At 57.3% G+C, this 19651-nt stretch carries 16 protein-coding genes; all 16 read right to left on the bottom strand.

The annotated features are described in order from the left end of the window. Positions 1 to 25 precede the first annotated feature (25 nt). Positions 26 to 1822: an acyl-CoA dehydrogenase C-terminal domain-containing protein gene (locus ACOAP0_RS12615; RefSeq protein ID WP_087496232.1), complete on the bottom strand. Its 1797-nt coding sequence runs from the start codon at positions 1820 to 1822 to the stop codon at positions 26 to 28. A 45-nt stretch (positions 1823 to 1867) separates the two neighbouring features. Then, entirely contained in the window at positions 1868 to 2464 is a 597-nt protein-coding gene (locus ACOAP0_RS12610) for a TetR/AcrR family transcriptional regulator (RefSeq protein ID WP_428984496.1), read from the bottom strand. Positions 2465 to 2651: 187 nt separating this feature from the next. Continuing rightward, positions 2652 to 3323, bottom strand: coding sequence for a nucleoid occlusion factor SlmA (gene slmA / locus ACOAP0_RS12605; protein ID WP_498376681.1), 672 nt, complete (start codon positions 3321 to 3323; stop codon positions 2652 to 2654). Positions 3324 to 3395: 72 nt separating this feature from the next. Next, the gene (locus ACOAP0_RS12600) at positions 3396 to 4808 is read right to left on the bottom strand and encodes a sensor histidine kinase (protein ID WP_498377778.1); all 1413 of its coding nucleotides are present in this window, start codon (positions 4806 to 4808) and stop codon (positions 3396 to 3398) included. A gap of 15 nt (positions 4809 to 4823) precedes the next feature. Then, positions 4824 to 5510 (bottom strand): response regulator, encoded by a 687-nt coding sequence (locus ACOAP0_RS12595; RefSeq protein ID WP_498376680.1) that lies wholly within the window; start codon positions 5508 to 5510, stop codon positions 4824 to 4826. A 62-nt stretch (positions 5511 to 5572) separates the two neighbouring features. After that, a complete protein-coding gene (argB, locus tag ACOAP0_RS12590) occupies positions 5573 to 6472 on the bottom strand; it encodes an acetylglutamate kinase (RefSeq protein WP_087496228.1) in 900 nt (299 codons plus the stop codon). A gap of 87 nt (positions 6473 to 6559) precedes the next feature. Continuing rightward, positions 6560 to 8419, bottom strand: coding sequence for a polysaccharide biosynthesis protein (locus ACOAP0_RS12585; protein WP_498376679.1), 1860 nt, complete (start codon positions 8417 to 8419; stop codon positions 6560 to 6562). After that, positions 8409 to 8774 carry an H-NS histone family protein gene (locus ACOAP0_RS12580; protein WP_498376678.1) on the bottom strand — a complete coding sequence of 122 codons (366 nt, stop codon included), beginning with the start codon at positions 8772 to 8774 and terminating at the stop codon, positions 8409 to 8411. The genes ACOAP0_RS12585 and ACOAP0_RS12580 overlap by 11 nt, the downstream gene beginning before the upstream one ends. Before the next feature lie 31 nt (positions 8775 to 8805). After that, positions 8806 to 9366 (bottom strand): sugar transferase, encoded by a 561-nt coding sequence (locus ACOAP0_RS12575; protein WP_498376677.1) that lies wholly within the window; start codon positions 9364 to 9366, stop codon positions 8806 to 8808. Further along, positions 9367 to 10317: a UDP-glucose 4-epimerase family protein gene (locus ACOAP0_RS12570; protein WP_498376676.1), complete on the bottom strand. Its 951-nt coding sequence runs from the start codon at positions 10315 to 10317 to the stop codon at positions 9367 to 9369. It lies immediately after the preceding gene. Further along, a complete protein-coding gene (locus tag ACOAP0_RS12565; RefSeq protein ID WP_498376675.1) occupies positions 10314 to 11504 on the bottom strand; it encodes a glycosyltransferase family 4 protein in 1191 nt (396 codons plus the stop codon). The genes ACOAP0_RS12570 and ACOAP0_RS12565 overlap by 4 nt, the downstream gene beginning before the upstream one ends. Further along, positions 11501 to 13012 (bottom strand): heparinase II/III family protein, encoded by a 1512-nt coding sequence (locus ACOAP0_RS12560; RefSeq protein WP_498376674.1) that lies wholly within the window; start codon positions 13010 to 13012, stop codon positions 11501 to 11503. Before ACOAP0_RS12560 ends, ACOAP0_RS12565 begins: the two co-directional genes overlap by 4 nt. Before the next feature lie 158 nt (positions 13013 to 13170). Then, positions 13171 to 15324: a bi-domain-containing oxidoreductase gene (locus tag ACOAP0_RS12555; protein WP_498376673.1), complete on the bottom strand. Its 2154-nt coding sequence runs from the start codon at positions 15322 to 15324 to the stop codon at positions 13171 to 13173. Positions 15325 to 15341: 17 nt separating this feature from the next. Beyond that, complete coding sequence (wecC, locus tag ACOAP0_RS12550; RefSeq protein ID WP_498376672.1) at positions 15342 to 16562, bottom strand: UDP-N-acetyl-D-mannosamine dehydrogenase; 1221 nt, start codon at positions 16560 to 16562, stop codon at positions 15342 to 15344. After that, complete coding sequence (gene wecB, locus ACOAP0_RS12545) at positions 16563 to 17708, bottom strand: non-hydrolyzing UDP-N-acetylglucosamine 2-epimerase (protein ID WP_498376671.1); 1146 nt, start codon at positions 17706 to 17708, stop codon at positions 16563 to 16565. It abuts the gene before it with no gap. Continuing rightward, the gene (gene asnB, locus ACOAP0_RS12540; RefSeq protein WP_498376670.1) at positions 17705 to 19648 is read right to left on the bottom strand and encodes an asparagine synthase (glutamine-hydrolyzing); all 1944 of its coding nucleotides are present in this window, start codon (positions 19646 to 19648) and stop codon (positions 17705 to 17707) included. The genes wecB and asnB overlap by 4 nt, the downstream gene beginning before the upstream one ends. Positions 19649 to 19651: the final 3 nt, after the last annotated feature.

The raw sequence follows: 19651 nt of genomic DNA, 5'->3' as shown, positions 1-19651 counted from the left end.
GTGGAAGGGGAAACGCAGTACTTTTTTAAGCCAAGGCGGCGTCGGTGTCCATCAAAACTTTGGAACCGGTGCGGGCTGTGCGCATCAGGGTCGCGGTCTCGGGGAACAGCTTGGCGAAGTAGAAGCGTGCGGTCTGCAGCTTGGCGGTATAGAACGGGTCGGTGCTACCGGCCGCAATTTCACGCAGCGCCACCTGGGCCATACGGGCAAAGAAGTAGCCGAACACCAAGTGACCTGCCACGCGCAGGTAATCCACAGCAGCGGCGCCCACTTCATCGGGGTTCTGGAAACCCTTGAAGCCGACTTCGGTGGTGAACTTGGTCATCTGCTCGCCCAGGATGGCGATCGGGGTGATGAATTCAGCCATCTTTTCGTTCACGCCTTCTTCGGCCACCAGCACGCCGACCAGTTTGCCGAACTTCTTGAGGGTGGCACCGTTGTTGCCCAAAACCTTGCGGCCCAGCAAGTCCAAAGACTGGATGGTGTTGGTGCCCTCATAGATCATATTGATGCGGTTGTCGCGCACAAACTGCTCCATGCCCCATTCCTTGATGAAGCCGTGGCCGCCGAAGACCTGCATGCAGGCGTTGGTAGCAATGTGGCCGTTGTCGGTCAGGAAAGCTTTGGCAATCGGGGTCAGCAAAGCGAGCATTTCGCCTGCGTCTTTGCGCACCTTTTCATCGGGGTGGTTGTGCTCTTTTTCCAGCAGCATGGAGCAGTAGACCTGCAAGGCACGACCGCCGTCAGCGTAGGCACGAGCAGTCATCAACATCTTGCGCACGTCGGGGTGCACGATGATCGGGTCCGCGGGCTTGTCTTTGGCCTTGGTACCGGAGAGGCTGCGCATCTGGATGCGGTCTTTGGCGTAGGCCAAGGCGTTCTGGAATGCGACTTCGGTGAGGCCCAAGGACTGGTTGCCTACGCCCAGGCGCGCGGCATTCATCATCACGAACATGCCTTGCATGCCCTTGTTGGCCTGGCCGACCATGGTGCCTACGGCGTTTTCCAGGACCATCTGGCAGGTGGCATTGCCATGGATGCCCATTTTGTGCTCCAGGCCGCCACAGTAAATGCCATTGCGCTCGCCCAGGGAGCCGTCTGCATTCACATGGAACTTAGGCACGATGAACAGGCTGATGCCTTTGATGCCGGGAGGCGCATCGGGCAAGCGGGCCAACACCAAGTGAATGATGTTGTCGGTCATGTCGTGTTCGCCGGCGCTGATGAAGATCTTGTTGCCGGTGATTTTGTAGGTGCCGTCGGCCTGAGGCTCAGCCTTGGTGCGCATCAGACCCAAATCGGTACCGCAATGAGGCTCGGTCAGGCACATGGTGCCAGTCCACTCGCCGCTGGTCATCTTGGGCAGGTAGGTGGCTTTTTGCTCAGGGGTGCCGTGTGTTTCCAGCGCGGCATACGCGCCGTGGGTCAGACCGGGGTACATAGTCCAGGCCTGGTTGGCGCTGTTGAGCATTTCGTAGAACATGCCGTTAACCACATAGGGCAGGCCTTGTCCGCCGTACTCAGGGTCGCAGGCCAGTGCTGCCCAACCGCCGTCGATGTACTGGCGATAAGCTTCTTTGAAGCCCTTGGGGGTGGTGACCTTGTGGGTGGTCTGGTCGATCGTGCAACCTTCGGTGTCACCGCTGATGTTCAGGGGGAATGCCACTTCCGCAGCGAACTTGCCGCCTTCTTCCAACACCGCGTTAATGGTGTCTGCATCGATGTCCGCGTGCTTGGGGATTTGTTTCAAGTCATCCGCCACTTTGAGCACTTCGTGCATCACAAACTGCATGTCACGGATCGGGGGGGTATAGGTGGGCATGTTGAGTTCTCCTAGGTAACTGGGGGTGAAGATGGGTTGTGGCGCTTACACGGAGGTGATTGCGTAGCGCGCAAGGATGTTGGAAAAACCACGGTTCGCGCGCTCGATAGAACCGGGGTTTTTGAGGAAACGGGCTTCGTAGTGCAGGGCCAGGATGAGGCCGTGGATTTCAAAGGCCATCTGCTGTTCATCTGCTTCCGGACGCAGGTGGCCGCATTGCTTGGCCAGCACGACGGCGCGGTACAGGGCGCTGAGCCAGGTTTGCACGGAAGAGGCCAGAGCGTCGCGCACCGGGCCCGGGCGGTCATCGAATTCGACGGCGCCGCTGATGAAAATGCAACCGGACTGGATTTCGACGGCGACGCGCTTCATCCAATTGCCGAACAAAGCTTCCACGCGTGGCAGTCCGCGGTCCGCATGCAGTGCTGGATAAAAGACTTCCTGCTCAAAGCGGTTGAAGTATTCGCGGATCACGGAGATTTGCATTTCCTCGCGGGAGCCGAAGTGCGCAAACACGCCGGACTTACTCATCTGCGTGACTTCCGCCAGCGCACCGATGCTCAGGCCTTCGAGACCGATCTGGGTCGCAAGGCCCAGCGCAGCTTCCACAATGGCCGCTTTGGTTTGCTGCCCTTTTTGCATGGCGCGGCGTGCGGGTGCGCGTTTGGCACCAGCCTCTGCAGGCACAGCTTCTAGAGCGTTTTCAGCGACAGACGACATAAGCGAAATACCATCCAAAATAGAACGACCGTGCTATTTTGCAGCATTTCACCGAGTGCTGTGAAGTATCCGCCCCCTCTAGAGGGTCACTTCTAAGGAAATCTAGGGTTTACCCGAGGATGAGGGCAAGTGCCGGCTCCAGGTGTTCCGAGGGCGAGCGCTTGAATCCGGAACGGGCATAGCGCTGCAAGCGCCCGGCCACAAAAGCCACCACGGCCGCGGCTTGCACTTGCGGGTCCGGCCTGGGCCCGGATGCGGGCGTATGCAAGGCCGCATCGCGCAGGCACTGCTTGATGGTGGACTCCACTTTGTCGAACAGCGCGTTCATGCGTTGCTGCAGGCGCTCGTGCTCCAACACCAGGGCATCGCCCACCATGACGCGGGTCATGCCGGGGTTCTTTTCTGCAAACTGCACCAACATGCCTGCGATCCGGCTTGCCTGACGCGTGCCGGTTGCGGGGCCGACGTCAGCAGCCTCTTTCTCGACGATCTGATTGATCAGTGAAAAAACAGTTTGCTCGATGAAGTCAATCAGTCCCTCGAACATCTGGGCCTTGCTCGCAAAATGGCGGTAAAGCGCAGCTTCACTCACCTCCAGACGCGCGGCCAGTGCAGCGGTGGTAATGCGTTCCCCCCCGGGCTGCTCCAACATGGTCGCGAGCATTTGGAGGATCTGAACCCGGCGCTCACCCGGCTTGGGCCGCTTGCGCGCGGGCGCCGCGTCGTCGGGTTGAGCCGAGGTGTCAGGGGCGTCGGTCGGGGCAGCCGTGGAGTCAGACATAGGTTGCTCTGCAGAACGTTGAAGTTAGTGGCCACTCAAATTTTCGCACACGCCAGCAGGCCACCTTGAATTTCAGGCCGGGGGGAATCGCAGCCCTACACACAGACCCCGCCCCGCCCCACCGGGCTTGAGCTCCAGCTGACTGCGATGGACCAGCGCAATTTCATTGGCAATCGCAAGCCCCAATCCATTCCCCTCCACGGCCGTACCCGCAACCCGGTAGAAGCGTTCCAGGACACGTTGATGTTCTGCCTGCGGCACGCCGGGGCCGTCATCTTCCACCTCCAGGAACGCATAGCGCCCCTGGCCGCAGCGGATGGTGACGTGCCCGCCTGAGGGCGTGTACTTGATCGCGTTATCGACCAGATTCACCAGCAATTCGCGCAACAACCACTCTTGCCCGCTGATGTGCACCGGGCTGGCATCGAGCCCCAAGTCTATGTTTTTGTCCATCGCCGCGTCCAGTTGCGACTCCAGTACCGCCTCGCACAGTTGCTGCAGATCGATGCGTTGCAACGGCTGCACATTGGCGCTGCGCGCATCAGCCCTTGAGAGGGCCAGCAACTGGTTGGCAAGCTGGGACGTCCGGCGGGCAGCGTGGCGCAAGCGCAAGACTTGGTCCGCTCCTAAAGTAATAGCTGCTTGCGCAGAGCCGGCGGGCGCTGATACCGTATTCTTATCGGAAGTCTGGGCATCAACCGCTTGGGCCCAGGCTTCTACCTGGGCCTGTAGTCCGGCTAGCGGCGTACGCAGTTGGTGCGCCGCATCCGCTACGAAACGGGCCTGGCTTTCGGCCTGGGCATTCACCAGACCGAACAGCCGGTTCAAGGACACCACCAACGGCCTCACCTCATCGGGCGAAGCGTCCGGGTCCAGGGCCGACAGGTCGCGCGGGGAGCGCCGCTCCAAAGCATCCCGCAGTTCCAGTAGTGGACGCAGTGCGGTGCCCACTGCCCAACGCACTGCAAAAAAACCGGCGAAGGCGAGCACCAGATTCGGCAGCACCACCTTCAACGCGAGCAAGCGCAGCCATTGCTGACGGGGGTCCGAACCATCAGCCAAGCGAACCACCAATTCACCCGCCACGGTCTGTACCCGCTGGCTGACGATGCGGTAAGTCACCCCCTCAAACTCTTCACTGGAAAATGCGGGTTCTTTAGTCGTGGGTGGGGCCCCTGAAAGCCACTCTGCTCCCACGCGCACCACACCATCCAAGCCAGCGACGGCAATTGCCGCAGCGCCCGGACGACTGTTCAAAAACTCTTCCACAGGTGGTGCGGTGAGCAATACAGGAACCGCGGCCGCCGTATCGCCCCGGGCGACGATGGAGTCAGCCAACAAAGGCACCAGGCTGAGGAGCTGACTGTCTTGTTGCAGCGCGGCGCTGTCTGCAGAGCGGTAGTCAAACCACGCGTTCAACAAAGCCAGTACAAACAACGGCAACAAGAGCAGAAGCAACAGGCGCCGCTGCAAACCGGTGGACATGCCGGCGTTGACCATTCAGGCTGCGATGAGTTCCAGGCGGTAACCGAACCCGCGAATGGACCGAAGCGCCACGCCATGTGGCTCCAATTTGCCGCGCAGCCGGGAGATGTACACCTCCACGGCATTCGGAGTGATTTCTTTGTCCCAGCCTGTGAGTGCTTGCAAAAGCTTGTCCTTGTTGGCGGGCTTGGGCGCTTGCAGGAGCAGGTATTCCATTACGGTCCATTCGCGGGGGCCCAACTCCAAGGGGGTTGCAATCTGTCCCTCACCACGGATACAGGCCACGCGCTGGGCAGTATCCAGCTCCAGGGGGCCAAAGCTCAAGATCGAAGAGGTAGCAGCCTGCGAGCGGCGCAAAAGTGCACGCAAGCGGGCCAGCAGCTCAGGCAGCTCGAAGGGTTTGACCATGTAGTCATCTGCCCCCATGTCAAGACCCTGAACGCGGTCCTGCAAAGCATCTCGCGCTGTGAGGATCAGCACCGGCATGGTCTGACCGTTTTTGCGCAGGGAACGGGTCAAGGCCAAGCCATCCATATGCGGCAGCCCGATGTCCACCACCGCCACATCAAAGGACTCCGTCTGGGTGACTTCGAGCGCACGCTCTGCGCTACCCACCCAATCCACGGCATAACCGGCATCGGTCAAGCCCAACTTGATGCCACTGGCCACCATCACATCGTCTTCAACCAACAGGAGTCGCATCAAAACCCTCTCTGGCGCACTACCGTTATGCGCGAGTAGCTACAAAATAGATAGCGAATGGATTACTGCGACCGGATCATGGTGCCAAAGGCCTGATCAGTCAGAATCTCCAGAAGCAGCACGTGCGGAACACGGCCGTCAATGATGTGCACCGAGTTCACGCCACTCTTGGCTGCATCCAGTGCGCCGGCAATCTTGGGCAGCATGCCGCCGCTGATCGTGCCGTCGGCAAACAGTTCGTCAATGCGTTTTGCGGTCAGGTCTGTCATCAGGACGCCTTGCTTGTCCAACACGCCGCTGATGTTGGTCAGCATCATGAGCTTTTCTGCCTGCAACACCGTGGCCAGCTTGGCTGCCACCACGTCGGCATTGATGTTGTAACTCTCGTTGTTTTCCCCAAAACCGATGGGGCTGACCACGGGAATAAAGGCGTCATCCTGCAGGGCCTTCACCACGCTGGGATCAACGCTGACGATATCGCCCACTTGGCCGACGTCATGTTCTTTGCTCGGGTCCGCGCTATCCACCATCTTGAGCTTTTGGGCTCGGATCATGGCGCCGTCACGGCCTGTCAAACCCACGGCCTTGCCGCCGGCCTGATTGATCAGCCCGACGATGTCCTGCTGCACCTCACCACCCAAGACCCACTCGACCACTTCCATGGTTTCGGGATCGGTAACGCGCATGCCCTGGATGAACTCCCCTTTTTTGCCCAAGCGCTTCAACAAACCTTCAATCTGGGGGCCGCCGCCATGCACAACGACGGGGTTGATGCCCACCAACTTGAGCAACACCACATCCTCTGCGAAGGCCTTTTGTAAGGCGGGGTCAGTCATGGCATTGCCACCATACTTGATCACCATGGTCTTGCCGTGGAACTTGCGGATATACGGCAAGGCACGGGCCAGAATTTGGGCTTGATCGAACGGGGCGATGGTGGTGGCGGTCGTAGCGTCTGTCATGGAGGGCACCCAATGGGGGATAAGTCGGGGAAAGTGTTCAGGCCCAAATTGTGCCGCATGTGTGCACAGGCAATCCCGGCCTCGGTATCAGGCCGGCTGGTAGCCCTGAACGTGCTTTTGCATAAACGCCTTGATGGCGACCACATCGTTACGTTCTGCAGCCACATACAGCGTATCGAGCTCCGGCTTGAGTTGTTCCCAGGGCACATAAGGCTCATGCGCCTTCATGATTCGGGGGTGTTCCGTCGATTGCGGGTTGTCGCCTATCAGCAGCTCTTCATAGAGCTTTTCACCGGTACGCAATCCCGTTACGGCAATTTCAATATCGCCATCCGGATGTGCTCCATCCCGGACAGAAAGCCCTGAGAGTTGAATCATGCGCCTGGCCAGGTCCATGATTTTCACAGGCTGCCCCATATCCAGCACAAACACATCACCGCCCTGCCCCATGGCGCCGGCTTGCAACACCAACTGAGCCGCCTCCGGAATGGTCATGAAATAGCGGGTTACCTCTTCATGGGTCACTGTGAGCGGGCCTCCTTCGGCCAGCTGTTTGCGGAATAGGGGCACTACGCTGCCGCTGGAGCCCAACACATTGCCAAAGCGGACCATGGAAAAGCAGGTTTCCGGGTTGTTTGCCGCCAAGGCCTGCAGCACCAATTCAGCCACGCGCTTGGTTGCGCCCATCACGTTGGTGGGGCGAACCGCTTTGTCCGTACTGATGAGTACAAAACGCTTCACACCCGCAGCAGCAGCCGCACGCGCGAGATTCAAGGTGCCAAAGATGTTGTTGCGCACCCCTTCACCGGGGTTGTCCTCGACCATTGGGACGTGCTTGTAGGCGGCCGCGTGATAAACCACCGAGGGCACGTAAGTGGACAGCACGTCACGCAATCGCTCCTCATTCGCAACGCTGCCCAAAAGAGGAACCAACTCTAATGAGGCTCCGATCTCTGAACTAATCGTAGAAAGCTCTTGATGAATTGAATACAAGCCGAACTCATTGTGATCCAGCAAGATCAATTTGGCCGGCATTTGCGAACAAATCTGACGCGCAAGCTCCGAGCCGATGCTCCCACCCGCGCCGCTTACGAGGACGACTTTGCCATTCAACTCGCGGTTCAACAGCTCTTCAGACGGAGGAACAGGGTCCCTGCCCAACAAATCTTCGATATCGAGTTCCCGAATATCCTGAACCGTCACTTTCCCGCTGGCGAGATCGGACATGCTTGGAAGCGTGCGCACATGCACCGGCATCCCGTCAAGCGCTGCGATGATCTGGTTCCGCCGCTCACGCGGCGCGTTCGGCATAGCGAGCAAAATATCTGTGATCGCCTCTGCCGAGACCAGATGAGATAAGACCTTTGCGGAGTGGACCGGAAGGCCATTCAAGCTGCGCCCGGCCATGGTGTCGTCATCGTCAACGAAACCGACTAACTCATATTGGCGCGCCACACCCAAAGCCGCAGCGGTTTGCGCACCGGCATTGCCTGCGCCATAAATCAGCAATCGACCTGATGAGCCGCGAGCCCTTGCATCCATTTCGGCCAGCCAGAAACGCGCAAACGCGCGGCTGGCGCCGACCAGAACCAGAAACACCAGCGGCTGAAGCAAACCCAAACTGCGCGGCACCATAGGCCACTGGTACCACATTAACAGCGCGGACAGGACGAGCGCATACAGAGCGACCGCTTTACCCGTCGCAATCAATGCAGCCTGACCGGTATACCTGAAGATCGCGCGGTACAAGCCGAATCGAATGAAGATGGGAATCGCCAATACCGGCGCAATACCGTAGACCCACCATTGAGCTTCAGCGGGTCGGTGCAGAACATCTAACCTGAGCGAGTAAGCCACCCACGTTGACAGTATTGCCAAAACTACATCGAGTGCAATGACAATCAGTCGCTTGGCCGAACGCGACCAAGCGAGTACTTTACTGTGCATTTATGGCAAAAGCTTCCTTAGGCTGACCCGACGATATCAGCGCAGACAACCACTTGGGCGTCAATCCTCGGCCCGACCATGTCTCCCCGTTGGGGCCACGAAACTTGGGGGCTACTGGGGCCCCTGTCTTCTTGGGGCTTCTTTGCACCTTAGACTTCAATGCTGTTCTTGCGCTCGCATTCGGCTTGGAACCCTTGATCAGCTTGGCATTTTGCAGATCCTTAACTGTAATTCCAAAAGCATTCATCTTTACAAGAATATCTTGTACGGTGTTGCTAAACTCTTTCGCCTTGATTTCATTTGCCTGCTTCTGCAACTTCTCAATTTGACTTTGGATGTCCACTAGATTACTCATCAAAAACTCCTTAGCACTGAGTTAACAATTTTCAATGCGACACACCTTCGCGACGCACCACCTTTAACACGGTAAGTATGATAATCCAAAAGTCAAACGTCAAGCTGCGTCTTTCCAAATACTCAGAATCGAATTGAACCTTAATTTCCAACGGTAGATCATCACGTCCATTGACCTGCGCCCAACCAGTTAAACCAGGAAGTACTTTTTGGACGCCATATCTCGTACGCAACGCAATGAGATCTTTTTGATTAAAGAGTGCCGGTCGCGGACCTACAAAGCTCATTTCGCCACGAAGAATACACCAAAGTTGCGGCAATTCATCCAAACTACTGCGACGCAGGAAACCACCTATCGGCGTCAAATAGCTTTGGGCATTTGGTAGCAGATCACTAGCCAACTCCGGAGTGTCAACCTTCATACTTCGAAACTTCGGCATCCGAAATATCAAATTATCAGCCCCGACTCGATCGGACCAATAGAGAATTGGGCCTTTTGACGACATGCGCACCGCAACTGCCACAACCAAAAAAGGCAATGAAAAGAGCGCTGTCGCAATTAAGACGAGCAACAAATCTACAAGCCTTTTCATTCAATGGGACTCCGAAATCATTTCGTCTAATACCTCCTCGATTTTTCTCTGAGGCGCCCAATCCAATAGCAGTCGTGTTTCATTTATATCAACCTGCAGCGAATCACAAATACGGGAGATCTGACCACCAAATCCCAATAGCTTTCCCATTTTCCTTAGAGCAAAAACTGGCACGGAGAACATCCTAGATTTTCGCTTTGAAGCGGACGCTATTTTATTGATCAATTCGGCCACAGATATATCGACTCCGTCGCTGACCAACAACGTCTTGTTTGCAGCCTTAGGTGACTCGATACAACGGATGATCAAATCAACCAAATTCCCTACTGACACAAAACTCCTCAAACCTTCTACCTTCCGGAATGGGAGCGGGATGCCCAATGACACCAATTTCATCAAAGCTAAAAAATTTGCCCCCACTCCAACTCCATACACCAGGGGCGGCCTAATAATGACGACTTCCATGCCCGTTTGAGTCGCAATTTTTCGCAACTCCTGCTCCGCCTCCATTTTTGAAATCCCGTATGGGTCTTTAGGAGCAGGCAAATCATTCGAAGTAAACGGCTTGCCTGGCTGACTCACCTCTCCGTTTACTTTAATTGAACTGAGAAACACAAATCGGCGAACTCCGGATGCCGCCGCCTGTTGCGCCAAATGGGTCGTACCTGCTACGTTAACCTCCCGATACGCACTCAACGGATCAGACACTTCATCGCGCATGACATGAACGCGGGCAGCCAAATGAATAACGCAGTCGCAACCAAGCAGAGCGTTCGACCAATCAGTCTTTCCGTTTATCTGAGAGATAAAAACCGGACGCGCGCGGTCATGGAGCACCTTGCTGTTATCTCGCACAACACCAGAGATATTCCAATCACCGGCCTTTGAGGCTAGGGCGTCAATCAACACCCTACCAACAAACCCAGTCGCACCAGTCACAAGCAGATTCATTGCTTGCGCCTCAGATAAACATCTTGAATATCACCTGCCATTTGTGACATGACATCGATTCGATCAAATTTACTGACAAAATCAGGCCGGGCTATTGTGGCTAATGTTAACTTCTGAAAAGCTGCTAAACCACCAACCCAATCGCAGGGAGTAAAAACTGCCGAATTGTCAATTTCTCTGCAAATAAAGTCAGAGGCATATCCAGAGACTCCTGCCCAGATTGGTTTTCCACTAGCCCCGTATTCGAAAATTTTTGATGGAAGAACTTTGCGAAAAGCATCATAGTCATTTAAATGGAGAAAGAGCACATCCGCTTCAGCATATTCCCGCAACAGCTCATATCTAGGCATCGGCGACACAAGCTGAACATTCTTTACTCCGAAAGAATCCAATGCGGCTTTCAACTCAATCAACCTTCCACCATCTCCAATGATTCGAAAGCGGACCTTATCTTCAAGTTCCCTTGCAAGTAGGGGCACTATAAGATGCAAGCCTTGACCATCCCCAACGTTTCCGGCATAGAGCACCGTTATAAAATCAGACTTTTTTACGGAGAGCCCACTTTCCTTGCCAACCATTGGCATCAGGAAATCCGAGTCAATCCCATTAGTAAAGAAAGACAGTTTTTGCTTGGGATAACGCTGTTTGATGTACGCCTCAAACCCCCTCGATACCAAATTTATATGATTGGCTGCATTAAATGCGTAACTCTCCATCATTGAAAAAAACGGCTTGGCTAAATTCGCAAAATATTTAGGTAAAACATCGCCAATCGTATCGACAAATAAATCTCGTATATCCAAATACAAGCAAGCTCTCATAGATATTGCGACCTTCGCAGCCAGGACTGCCGTCATTAGCCTGGAAGAAGTTCCAATCACCAGATCATATTTTTTCGCTTTTGTTGCTCGTATACACGCCAAGTAGTAGCTGATAAATGCTTTTGACTGATCAAGCATTCCACTTTTGTGTGCGGGCAATGGAAATCGAATGATTCTTTTGTTCCCATCGCTTTCTTCTTCTAAAGCTTCCAAAATAAAGCTCTGATACCTATTTGGCTTGGTCGTAAGTATTGTGATTTTTGCTGACGGGAAGCGATCACTCAATGCTCGAACCAAAGCCTCTGCACGAAATGCCCCCGCACAAAGATCAGGTGAAAAGTAAAAACTAAAGACAAGAATATTCAAAATCTTTCATCCCAAGAAATCTCAATGGAAAAACTTGCGTCTTGCGCATTCAATATTACGTGCTTATTTTCTAATTTCAATCCAAATTCCGGATACCAGTATCCGGCGCCAATAGACACCGCTCCACCACGCACCTTCATTCGAGCCACGTGGCCGTTTGAAACACGCAACTCTAGTACTTGACCTTCACCGTCGAGCACTTCTGCTTCCACGGAAGGATGCAGGTGGAAGAATGCAAGAGCGTGGTTGAATTTACCTTCTATTGAATCAGCAATTTTCAAGGTATTTTTCGTGACCATCCAACAGCGGTGATGTATATTTTTCCCTGGCAATCTAAGGTATCCATTGTGAGCTGCTTCGATTTGAATCGAATTTTCATACTTCTGGATTTTTATATTAATTGGTTGCGCTCTTCGCGCCACTCGAAACCCTGCCCATGTCTCAGAGGAGTCTTCACCATTAATCACCACAGTATTATGTGCGGGGGTGCTACGCTGATATCTGCGTAAAGAACCTTCACCATAGACAGATATTCCTGAGTTAACAAACAAGCGCTGCCCATGAAGGCTTAGCTCGAAACTCAAGGTATCTGCATGCGCATGTCCTGGTAAATATTTTGGCCCAACATCTGCGACATCGATAAATAATGCTGCCGGTCCCGCAGTGATTTGACAATAGCCACTACTCTTCGCATAAAATAAATCAAAGTCTGAAACACTTCTTTCTTTGACTTCCACATCCAGGAAGAGCTCGGCGTAGTGCTTCAAATCCGCATATCGAGGAGCAGCTCCCATTGCACTATCATTAAAAAATGCCACTTCCCCATCCGGATGTGTCATGAAGTTTAACCAAACCATTGCTTGCTTCAATACCCGCTTCCATTTTGAGACTTGAGTAGTAAGCACTGTCAAGTTGCTAAGTCGGGCGAGCATTAAGAGGTCACAAAGATCCCACGTCATCGTCGCGTGATACATCGGAGACAACTCAAAATGCGAGCCATCCGGCAAGAATTGCTCCAATATTTCTCTTTCCAAGATCTTCAGTCCAGCACTCATCCATCGTTCGGCAAGCTCGCCCTGAAACCAAGCACCCGCAAATATCAACGCTTTTGCGTTTGCAAAGAGATGGTTACCAAGGATATGAAACTCCAAACGCTGGCTTAATGCATATGCCTGATCAGCGAGGCTTGCATTCCAATGCTGCTCAACCAAATCAGGTTGGGTGCTCCCCCATTTAATCCAGTTCACAATACGTAAAGATGTTGGATAGGGCTCCCAGCCATTACCCCTGGGAGATGGATTCTCTTTAATCCAACGGCTTACAAGGCGCGCCAGATCATCGCGCCGATCTTGCGCGCCTATGGCAGACAAATCATTAAAGTAGTGCAGGTTATAGAGCCACAGTTTCGAATGCGCTGGGTCATTCCACGAATCAGGGGAACTTAATGTGCCCGCCTCATTAAGAAATACAAAAGATAGATCTTTTTGCAGAGTTGCCTGCATCCACATGGGCCAAGTATTGGCGGGGTCTCTGGTCCAAATGCGTGTCTTTTGTACTCCGACTGATCTCGGCACAGCCCTCGGCAAAGCGTACTTCAATCTATACGCTATCTGCTGCCAGCGTAGATAGCGCAATGTGTGCCAGTAGCGCCGCAGCCAGTTAAGCATCAACGTGAGCCGGCGTTGTCTTGGTGCCGCAACAAGGCTGCAACGCTCAGGGTAGCTCGAGCCACCTCAAACAGCTCATCGGAGGGAATCGCCGGTACGCCGGTCTGGACCGCTTGCAAGAAGGCCTCGGCACATCCGCGCTGCCCCTTGTCCTGGCGCCACAGGTTCATGGAACTGAACCCAGGCCAACCAAAGCCCTTGAGCTTGCGGAAATTATCCAGCTGCAGTACCCGCTGTGCGACGAACACCTCGATGCGTTCTTTCGCAAAGCTGGACGCGCCGTTGGCCAGATACAAGATGGTGCCGAACGAACCGTCGGCAAAGCCCAGGGTGATGGACGCCTTGTCCTGCGCCACCTCCACGCCTGCGGCCTCGCCCATGCAGCGCGCCTGCATCGAAACGATGGGCGCGCCGGCGAGGTGACGCATCAGGTCGATGAAGTGGCAGGCCTCGCCGATGATGCGGCCGCCACCGACCGCGTCATCCTGGGTCCAGTGACTGGCGGGAATGGCGCCGGCATTGACCGTGATGATGAAGGATTTTGGCTGCGAGACGGTTGCCAGCAGCGCCTTCATCTTGCGGACCTGGGGCGCGAAACGACGGTTGAAGCCGACCATCAGCTGGCGGCCTGCCCCCTGCGTCAGCGCCTGGCTGTAGGCCGCCTGCAAGTCGTCGACTTCAGCCATGTGCAGCGCCAGCGGTTTCTCCACGAACACATGCTTGCCGGCGCGCAGTGCGTCCAGGCTGAGCCCAGCGTGGCTGTCATGGCGGGTCACCAGTACCACGGCATTGATCGCCGGTTCGGCCAGCATGGCGGCAACGTCGGTCGAGGCTACGGAGAAGCCGGCGCGTTCGCCGTGTATTACACCGCTGATCCCAGCCGACGAGACCACCGTGTGAAACTGGGCGCCCGCGTTTTTGAAGGCAGGGATCAGGATGCGCGATGCATAGTTGCCTGCACCGACCATGCCCAGCACCGGCCGCCCGGCCTCAAACCGGGCCGCAGCGTTGAGCGTGACGGAACGGACGTCTCTTTGCTTGGCGGGCGAGGTGTATTGCAAGAGCATGCCCAGTCCACCGCCACCGGAAGCCAATGCTTCGTAAGCTGACGGCGCGTCTTCAAAGGCAAACCGATGGGATATCAGTGATGCAACCTGGAGTTGGCCCGACGCCAGCATGTCCAGCACGGCCTCGAAGTTGCGTTGCTCGGTCCAGCGCACAAAACCCAGCGGGTAGTCATTACCCCTGGCTTCGTACTGTGGGTCATAGCGACCCGGCCCATAGGAGCAGGAAACCTGGAACGACAACTCCTTTTCATAGAAATCGGCGCGCTGCAGTTCCAGTCCGGTGACCCCGACCAGCACGATGCGGCCGCGCTTGCGCGACATGCGCGCCGCCTGGGTAACGGGCGTGGATTCCTTGGTCGAGGCGGTGATGATGACGCCGTCTACGCCGTGACCCCGGCTGAACGCCATGCCGGCGGCCACCGGGTCTTCGCCAAGGCCCGGATTGCAGGTCACGGCGCCAAAGCTGCGCGCCAGCGCCAGCTTGGTTTCGTCAAAATCAATCGCCAGCACGCGGCAACCCTGCGCCCGCAACAGCTGCACGGCGAGCAGGCCGATCAGGCCGGCGCCAGTCACCACAAAGGCTTCGCCCAGCGTGGGCTGCGCCAGCCGGATCCCCTGCAGCCCGATGCTGGCCAGCACCACGAAAGCAGCGGACTCATCGTCCACCGCGTCAGGAATACGGGCGCACAGGTTTTTTGGCACCCGCACTAGGTCGGCATGCGGGCCGTTCGAAACCACCCGATCGCCGACGGCAAAGTGCTCCGCTCCCGCGCCAACATCAGCCACCACGCCCACGTTGCAGTAGCCCAGGGGCAGTGGCTGCGCCAGCTTGGACTGCACCGCTTCAATCGTCGTCAGCAAACCGTCGGTCTGGACTTTTTCCAGCACCATCTTGACCTTTTCGGGCTGCTTACGCGCCTTGTCCAGGTAGGAGGCTCGGCCGAAGTCCACCAGCATGCGCTCGGTACCGGCCGAGATCAGGCTGCAGCGGGTGTGGATGAGCAAATGACCGGACTGGCCTTCCGGCGCCGGGGCTTCGACCACGGAGGTCACCCCGTTGGCCATGTTTTGCAGTACTTGTTTCAATGTGCGCCCCGCCAGATTCAGAACATTGCGCCGCAGTAGTCCAGGGCGCCACTGGCGCGCAGCCGGTCCCTGACTGCAGGCTGCGTGAAGGATTTGTGCTTGACCAGCAGCACCAGTACATCGGCACTGTCCAGGGCTTCGTCCAATGCCAGCAACGGCAGGCTGTCATGGCTGGCGATGTTGGGCTCCACCGCCACCACGTCATAGGACTGGGCGTGCAAGGCCATGGCGATATGCAAAGCCGGTGATTCACGCAGGTCGTCGATATCCGGTTTGAACGCCAGGCCAAGGCAAGCGATGCGCGGCTGGCGTCCATGGCGCGCCATGGCATCGGCCACGGCCACCTTGATACGGTCTATGACCCACTCGGTCTTGTGGTTGTTGACTTCGCGCGCGGTGCGGATCAACCGGGCGTTGTCCGGGTCGCTGGCGACGATGAACCAGGGATCGACCGCGATACAGTGGCCGCCGACGCCCGCGCCAGGCTGCAGGATATTGACCCGCGGATGGCGATTGGCCAGCTGAATAAGTTTCCAGACATCAATGCCGGAATTGGCGCAGAGCATGGAAAGCTCGTTCGCAAAGGCAATGTTGACGTCTCGGAAGCTGTTTTCAGTCAGCTTGCACATCTCGGCACTGGCGGCATCGGTCTCCAGCACCTCGCCCCTGACGAAACCGCGATAGAAGGCACTGACCGCCTGCGTAGCCGCCGCGGTCAGTCCGCCCACTACGCGGTCGTTTTCGATCAGCTCGGTCATGATCTTGCCAGGCAGCACCCGCTCGGGGCAGTACGCCATATGCACGGCGTCGACATCGACCCCTGCTTCTCGCAGCACCTCCGCCATCTTGCGGGTCGTACCCACTGGCGAAGTTGATTCCAGGATGACCAGATCGCCAGCCTTGACGTAAGGCGCAATGCTGCGCGTGGCGGCCAGCACGTAATCGATGTTGGGCTGTGGAATGCCCGGGCCTTCATGGAACGGCGTGGGAACGCAAATCATGTAGACATCAGCGCTCTGCGGCTTGGTATAGGCGCGCAGGGTGCCTGCTGCCACAGCCGAACGGACAAAGGCGTCCAGGTCGGGCTCGACGATGTGGATGCGGCCCGAATTGATGGTATCGACCGCATGCTGGCTGACATCGACACCCACCACCCCATGGCCATGGCTGGCCAGCAAGGCAGCGGTCGGCAAACCGATATAGCCCAGCCCCACGACACAAATTGTCCGTTTCTGCATTTAAATATTCCTCAGCATGTCGACAATGCGCGCGCAGGCCTTGCCATCCCCGTAAGGATTGTGGGCGCGCGACATCGACTGGTAACTTTGCGGATCGTCCAGCAATTCCTGTACATGGCTGATTATCCGGGTCCGGTTGGCGCCCACCAGCCGCACGGTACCCGCGTCCACCGCTTCGGGACGCTCGGTCACATCGCGCATGACCAGCACCGGCTTACCCAGGCTGGGCGCCTCCTCCTGGATGCCGCCACTGTCCGTCAGCACCAAGGCGCAATGTTGCAGCAGGTATGCGAACGGCTCGTAGTCCAGCGGCGCGATCAGGTGCACATTGGCCCGGCCCGACAACATGGCCATGACCGGTTGCTGGACGTTCGGGTTGAGGTGCACCGGATACACGAAATGCACTTGCGGATTGGCGTCGGCCAGGTCGACCAGCGCCTGGCAGATCTGCAGGAAACCGTCGCCGAAATTCTCGCGTCGGTGGCCAGTAATCAGCACATAGCGGCTGCTCTGCCAGGGGAACGGCAGCACCGAATCAATGACCTGCCGGACATCCTGGAGCCGCTTTGGGTCGGCGGCGATGCGGGCCAGCACCCACTGCAGGGCATCGATCACGGTATTGCCCGTCACCAGCACCTGTTCTGCGGGCACGCCTTCGCGCAACAGGTTCTGGCTGCTCAGTTCGGTCGGCGCGAAGTGCAGGCTGGCGACCTTGCCGATCACCTGCCGGTTGAACTCTTCCGGGAACGGTGCCCGCAGGTCATGGGTACGCAGGCCGGCTTCGACATGGCCAACCGGTACGCCCTGGTAAAACCCAGCCATGGCCGCAGCCATCGCAGTGGTGGTGTCACCATGTACCAGCACGATGTCGGGCGATACGCTGCGCAGTACCCCTCGCATCTCCAGCAAGACGGCGCTGGTGACGTCAAACAGGTCCTGTCCGGCGCGCATCAGATCCAGGTCGATATCCGGGATGATCTCGAACACCCGCAGCACCTGGTCGAGCATCTGGCGGTGCTGGGCCGAAACGCAGACAGTCAGCTCAAACGCCTCCGGGCAGGCGGCCAGTGCATGGCACAGCGGCGCCATCTTGATCGCCTCCGGCCGGGTTCCGAAAACCAGCAATACCTTTTTCCTAGGGCTCATGCGATGTCCATTCTTCGGTCGGCGGCAGCAAGAGCCGCGCTATGCCGGTCCAGGAAATGGCGGCACCAGATTTCAATGCAGACCATGGACAGCAGCGTATAGCTGGCATCCACGGTTCCGACGTCGTTGGCCTGCAACAGCCGGGCCACTGCAGGCGGATCGAAGATGCCACGACGTTTCAGGCTGACTGGCGACAGCAGGTCACCCACCATCTCGCGCAGGTCGTGGCGCATCCAGCGACGCAGCGGCACGCCGAAGCCGGACTTGGGCCGGTAGATGACGTCATGCGGCAGGTACGGCTCCATGGCGCGTTTGAATATCCATTTGCCTTGTGCGCCGCGCTGCTTCATGCCAACCGGAAGGCGGGCGGAAAACTGCACCAAGTCCAGGTCGAGGAATGGAACCCGCACTTCAAGCCCGACCGCCATCGACATCTTGTCGGTGTAATTGAGGTTGTGGTCGGCCAGGAAAAAGCGCTGCTCCAGCGTCAGCATGCGGTCCAGCGGCGGCGCCGAAGCCGGCATGCCCTTGAGGAAGTCCAGCATGGTGGTTGCGGCCTGCGCGCCACCCAGTGCCTGGCGGAATTCCAGGCTGTACAACGCTTGCAGGTCGGCCTCGCCGATCCAGCGGAAATACTCCACCAGACGGGCATCGCCATCCAGCGAGGCACCGGCCAATGCCTTGGAGATTCGCCGGGTCAGCGCCGACTGCTGGTTCAGCCCGGCCGCCATGGATTGCAGCGCTACACGCGCTGGCCGGGGCAGCCAGGACCAGTAGCGCTCGGCTTGCACCGCGCGGTGCCGTCGGTAACCCGTGAACAGGTCGTCGCCGGCGGTACCGGACAACAGCACCTTGATGCCCTGCTGGCGCGCCAGCGCGCTGATGTAGCGCACATTGAGTGCTGCCGGGTCGGCCAGCGGTTCGTCGAGCTGTATCACCATGGCCTGCAGATCCTGCGCCATGGACGCCGGATCGACCTGAACCACGTGCAGCGGCACGCCCAGGTGCTGCGCCACCCGGCGGGCATAGGGCAGGTCGTCGGCAAAGCCTTCGTCCTGCGCGCCCTGGACGTCGATCGAATAACACTGGATATCCGGATTCTGTTCCCGCGCAAAGGCGACCACGGCACTGGAATCCAGTCCGCCGGACAGGAAAGCACCGACCGGAACATCGGCCACCATCTGGCGTTGCACCGCCTGGCGCAGGTGATAGACCGTTCCCTGCAGGGCCGCCATTTCGTCCGTAAGCGCTACCGCGTCGCCCCGAATCAGGGGCAACTGGTACCAGGTCCAGCGCGCGACCGGAACGCCAGCTTTGATGCGCATGGCCTCGCCTGGCAGCAACTTGCGCACGCCCTGCAGCGGCGTGCCGGTACCCGGGCACCACAGGAAGCTCATGTAGTTGTGGAGCGCGGCCGGATCCAGCGCCTGTACCGAGGGCGTGAGTTGCAGCAGGCTCTTGATTTCGCTGGCAAAGGCAACGGCGTTCGAGGTCTGGGCAAAGTACAGGGGCTTGACGCCCAGGCCATCGCGCGCGATGAGCAGCGACTGGCTGCGCCCGTCCCAGATGCCGATGGCAAAGATGCCGTTGAGGCGCGGCAGCATGGCATCGCCCTCTTCCAGGTACAGGTTGAGCAGTACCTCGGTATCAGAGTGGCCGCGGAATACATATCCCTTGGCTTCAAGCTCTGCGCGCAGTTCCCGGAAGTTGTAGATCTCGCCGTTGAAGACGAGTGCAACGTCACCCTCGTGCGCCAGCATCGGCTGATGGCCAGCGGCAGTGAGGTCGTGGATGGCGAGGCGGACAAAACCCAGTCCAGTGTCTCCATTGGCAGAAAGGTACTGGCCAGAATCATCCGGACCTCGGTGTGCCATGGCAAGCATGGCTGCACCTAGGTCAGCAACCTCTACCGAACCTGAATAACCCGCGATGCCGCACATATG

The organism is Curvibacter sp. Hmag1.1 (assembly GCF_059769165.1).
The sequence above is the reverse complement of the archived record's forward strand: the minus strand, read 5'-3'. Positions and strand labels throughout refer to the sequence as shown.

Bases quoted from the DNA above. Each gene is read 5' to 3' on its own strand.
- ACOAP0_RS12615 (WP_087496232.1), bottom strand. From the start codon at position 1,822: ATGCCCACCTATACCCCCCCGATCCGTGACATGCAGTTTGTGATGCAC.
- ACOAP0_RS12610 (WP_428984496.1), bottom strand. From the start codon at position 2,464: ATGCAAAAAGGGCAGCAAACCAAAGCGGCCATTGTGGAAGCTGCGCTG.
- slmA (WP_498376681.1), bottom strand. From the start codon at position 3,323: ATGTCTGACTCCACGGCTGCCCCGACCGACGCCCCTGACACCTCGGCT.
- ACOAP0_RS12600 (WP_498377778.1), bottom strand. From the start codon at position 4,808: ATGTCCACCGGTTTGCAGCGGCGCCTGTTGCTTCTGCTCTTGTTGCCG.
- ACOAP0_RS12595 (WP_498376680.1), bottom strand. From the start codon at position 5,510: ATGCGACTCCTGTTGGTTGAAGACGATGTGATGGTGGCCAGTGGCATC.
- argB (WP_087496228.1), bottom strand. From the start codon at position 6,472: ATGACAGACGCTACGACCGCCACCACCATCGCCCCGTTCGATCAAGCC.
- ACOAP0_RS12585 (WP_498376679.1), bottom strand. From the start codon at position 8,419: ATGCACAGTAAAGTACTCGCTTGGTCGCGTTCGGCCAAGCGACTGATT.
- ACOAP0_RS12580 (WP_498376678.1), bottom strand. From the start codon at position 8,774: ATGAGTAATCTAGTGGACATCCAAAGTCAAATTGAGAAGTTGCAGAAG.
- ACOAP0_RS12575 (WP_498376677.1), bottom strand. From the start codon at position 9,366: ATGAAAAGGCTTGTAGATTTGTTGCTCGTCTTAATTGCGACAGCGCTC.
- ACOAP0_RS12570 (WP_498376676.1), bottom strand. From the start codon at position 10,317: ATGAATCTGCTTGTGACTGGTGCGACTGGGTTTGTTGGTAGGGTGTTG.
- ACOAP0_RS12560 (WP_498376674.1), bottom strand. From the start codon at position 13,012: ATGTGGATGCAGGCAACTCTGCAAAAAGATCTATCTTTTGTATTTCTT.
- wecC (WP_498376672.1), bottom strand. From the start codon at position 16,562: ATGCAGAAACGGACAATTTGTGTCGTGGGGCTGGGCTATATCGGTTTG.
- wecB (WP_498376671.1), bottom strand. From the start codon at position 17,708: ATGAGCCCTAGGAAAAAGGTATTGCTGGTTTTCGGAACCCGGCCGGAG.
- asnB (WP_498376670.1), bottom strand. From the start codon at position 19,648: ATGTGCGGCATCGCGGGTTATTCAGGTTCGGTAGAGGTTGCTGACCTA.